This window comes from Nocardiopsis chromatogenes YIM 90109 (assembly GCF_000341185.1).
In the GTDB taxonomy this organism is placed as follows: Bacteria; Actinomycetota; Actinomycetes; order Streptosporangiales; family Streptosporangiaceae; genus Nocardiopsis_A; species Nocardiopsis_A chromatogenes.
Window position 1 is genome coordinate 1 of the sequence record NZ_ANBH01000193.1, and the last position, 3710, is coordinate 3710.

Annotated in this window: 3 protein-coding genes; 2 read left to right on the forward strand and 1 reads right to left on the reverse strand. The window is 76.9% G+C overall.

What is annotated here, in order from left to right; genetic code table 11:
- A partial coding sequence (locus tag D476_RS0118710; RefSeq protein ID WP_017625460.1) for a RecB family exonuclease occupies nt 1-429 on the forward strand: 429 nt, incomplete at its 5' end.
- Between the two features lie 367 nt (nt 430-796).
- Nucleotides 797-1990 carry a sensor histidine kinase gene (locus D476_RS33815; protein ID WP_017625461.1) on the forward strand — a complete coding sequence of 398 codons (1194 nt, stop codon included), beginning with the start codon at nt 797-799 and terminating at the stop codon, nt 1988-1990.
- 467 nt (nt 1991-2457) lie between these two features.
- Here D476_RS33815 and D476_RS0118720 read toward each other — a convergent pair.
- The coding region (locus tag D476_RS0118720) for an ABC transporter permease (RefSeq protein WP_017625462.1) at nt 2458-3710 on the reverse strand (1253 nt) is incomplete at its 5' end.

Consider the following 3710-nt stretch of genomic DNA (forward strand, 5'->3'; position numbering starts at 1 on the left):
GTCACCCTGGAGTCGGGGCTGCGGCTGCGGGGGTATGTGGACCGCTTGGACGTGGCGCCGACGGGGCAGATCCGGGTGGTCGACTACAAGACGGGCAAGACGCCGCGGCCGCGGTTCGAGGACAAGGCGAAGTTCCAGATCTTCTTCTACGGGGTCATGCTGTGGCGGGAGCTGGGCGAGGTTCCCGCGCGTCTGCAGCTCATGTACCTGGGCGACGGCGGGGTGCGCTGGTACGAGCCGACCGAGGAGGAGCTGCGCGCCGCGGAGGCGGAGATCTCTCAGATCTGGGCGGAGATCGAGCGCACGGCCCGGTCGGGCGAGTGGCGCCCGCGCAAGAGCAAGCTGTGCGACTGGTGCGACCACCAGGCGGTGTGCCCGGAGTTCGGGGGGACGCCGCCGCCGTTGCCGAATCCCGCGCCGAGGGGCTGAGCGCCTGAGGGGCACGGCCCGGTGGGGGCGGCGCCGCCCCGGCCGGGGCACGTCGCCCGGGATGATGCGCCCCGCGTCCGCACATCGGCGGACGGCCGGAGGCTCCACCTGACTCCCGTGGACACCGCCGCCGACCGGGTGGCCCGCTTCTGCGGCCGCCCGCCGGGGGGCGGCGCCGGGCCCCCTCGCCCCGTCCGCGGCATCGTCCGGGGGAAGGAGGGCGGATCGGCCGCGGGGAGGTACTGCGGCGGGCCCCCCCGCCCCTNNGTCCCCTTCCCGACCCGGTTCCGCCTGCGGCGCCGCAGGCGGCCGCCGTGCCCTGGCCCGCCGAGTGCTCACGTGGCTGCCCGCCCGCAGACGGGACCGGGTGACCGATGCGCTGCTCGTGCTGCTGCTCGCCGGGCTCAACGCCGCGCTCGTGCCGACGTGGAGCCGCACCGCCGAGTTCGACGCGAGCCACACCTGGCCCCTCGGCGGCTACCTGGGCGGATGCCTGCTGGCCGCGGTCATCGTGGCGCGCCGCCGCCTCCCCCTGACGGTGCTGGTCTGCATGTCCGTGGCGGGCGTGCTCGCCGAGACGTCGGGCGCGTTCGTCTGGGGCGTCGCCGGCCCCGGCATCGCGGTCGCCTCCTACGCCGTCGGGCGGCACCTCCCCCTGGCGCGCAGCCTGGGATCGCTGGCTGCGGGCGTCGCCGTGGACGCCGCCGCGACCCTGGCCTCACCCGTGCAGCCGCCCACCGACATCCCGGGGGCGACGCCCTATGTGCTCACTCTCGTGTGGATGGGCGGGGCCTGGTGGGTGGGGCGGCTGGTGCGGATGCGCACCTACGACACCGCCGAGCTGCGGGAGCGGGCGCGGCGCCTGGAGCGGGCCCGGGACGCGCACGTGCGCGCCGTGCTGGCCGAGGAGCGCTCGCGGATCGCCCGGGAGCTGCACGACGTGGTGGCCCACCACGTGAGTGTGATGACCGTCCAGGCGACGGCGGGGCGGCGGGTCATCGACCGGTCGCCCGAGGCCGCCGAGCAGGCGCTGACCGACATCGAGGAGACGGGGCGGCAGGCGCTGGCGGAGATGCGGCGCATCGTCGGGGTGCTGAGGATGGCGGAGGCGCCCGAGGGCGGGGGCGCCGAGCGCGGGCCCCAGCCCGGGGCGGCCGACCTCGACGCGCTCGCCGCCCACCTGCGCGAGGCGGGCCTCGGCGTCGACCTGGAGATGCGCGGGGAGGGCGGGGACCCGCCCCCGGCGCAGGGGTTGACGCTGTACCGGGTGGTGCAGGAGTCGCTGACCAATGTCCTCAAACACGCGGGCGAGGGCGCGCGGGCGCGGGTGGTGGTGGACCTGGGCGCGGACGCGGTGACGGTGGAGGTGACCGACGACGGGGGGCGGGGAGGCGGTGTCGGCCGGGGCGGCCCGGGGCCGCGGCCTCCTGAGGAGCCGGGCCATGGGCTGCTGGGGATGCGCGAGCGGGTGTCCCTGTTCGGCGGCCGCCTGGAATCGGGGCCCAACGGGGGCGGGGGTTTTCGGGTGCGGGCGGAGATCCCGCACAACCGCCCGGGCTGACCGCAGGACAGGGGCGGGGGCGGATGGCCTTCGGGGCCCTGGCCGACGGCCCGCCCGTCGGCGGGCGTTCGGCGCGGAGCCCGTCGGCGCATGGCATCTGGCGGCATTCGTCGTGCTCATAGCACCGGTCGGCCAGGACCGCGACCGGGCGGCGCGGGGCGGCGGACCGCTTCCGGCGACGGTCCGAGCCGCACGGCGCCGTCGCGGTCACCGCCGTCGAACGGCACGGCCGACGGGGCGCGTGCGCACCGGCGGCCGGACGGTCCTTTCCGCCGGATGGCGGACGGTCCTTTCCGCCGGATGGCGGTGGGCCCGAGCAGGGGCCTGGTCCTCGGGTCGGCGTCGGCTCGCGGTCGCGCCCCTGCTGCGCCGCTTCGTGGTCTTCGCGCAGCGGGGACACGAGCGGCGCTCACGGCCGGCGGAGGTTCCGCGGACGCCGTCCGCGGGCCAGGCCTCCCGGCCCGCCTCTACTCCGTGGCGATGGCCTTGAGCACGTCCATCCGCGACGCCCTCCATGCGGGCCACAGCGACGCCAGCACCCCGATGACGACCGACGCCCCCAGCAGCGCCGCCAGCGTCCCCACCGGGACCGCGAAGACCACGATGCCCTCGTCCTCCAGCACCTTGTGCAGGGCCCACGCGAACAGCAGGCCGACACCCAGGCCCGGCAGCGCCCCGAACACGGCGATCACGACCGCCTCCAGGCGGATCATCCTCCGCAGGCCGACCCGGGACAGGCCCACCGCGCGCAGCAGGCCGATCTCACGCACCCGCTCCGACGCCGACAGGGCCAGCGTGTTCGCGATCCCCAGACCGGCGATCACCACCGACAGCACGAGCATCGCCGAGATGGTCCCGGTCAGCCGCGCCAGGCTCTCGCGGTTGCGCTCCTTCATCTCTCCCCGGTCGAGCACCTCGGCCCCCGGCGCCTCCTCCAGCGCCGTGTCCACCGCGGCGCGCGCCCGGTCCGCCGCGCCCGGCTCGGCGGAGACGTAGACCGCCGCCACCAGGTCCTCGTCGAAGTACTCGGTGTAGGCATCGGGCGAGAGCAGGTGGTCGGACGCCACCAGGGACCCGGTCGCGTACACCCCTTCCAGGGGCAGCTCGGCCTCCGTCCCGTCGGGGAAGACCACGGGGACGTCCCGGCCGACCCGCCACCCGCGCTCGTCGGCGACGTCCTGCGACACCATCATCCCCGCCTCGGAGAAGTCCCCGCCGCCCTCCACCACGTCCAGCGACGCCGCGCGGGCCAGGCGGTCGGGGTCCCCGGACGAGGCCATCGCCGGGGCGCCCGCGACCTCCAGCCGGCCGATCCGCACCGCGGCCACCGCCGCGACGCCGGGCGCGCCGTCGACCTCCTCCACCACCTGCGGCGGGACCGACCGGTCGAAGCCCTCGGCCACCACGGCCAGGTCGGCGCCCATGGCCTCGTCGATCCTGCGGTCCACCGACTCCTCGGCCGACGCGCTCAGCGCCGCGATCGCCGCGACCAGCCCCAGCCCCACGGTCAGCGCCATCGCGGTCGCGGCGGTACGGCGCGGGCTGCGCAGCGCGTTGTCCCGCCCCAGCCGACCGGGCAGGCCCCACAGGCGCGGCAGCGGCGCCCCGACGGCGCGCAGCACCGGTCGGCCCAGCACCGGAGCCAGCGCGGCCAGCGCCAGCAGAACCAGTGCCGCACCGGCCCCCACCAGCCACGGCGCCGCGTCCCCTCCGGCCGACA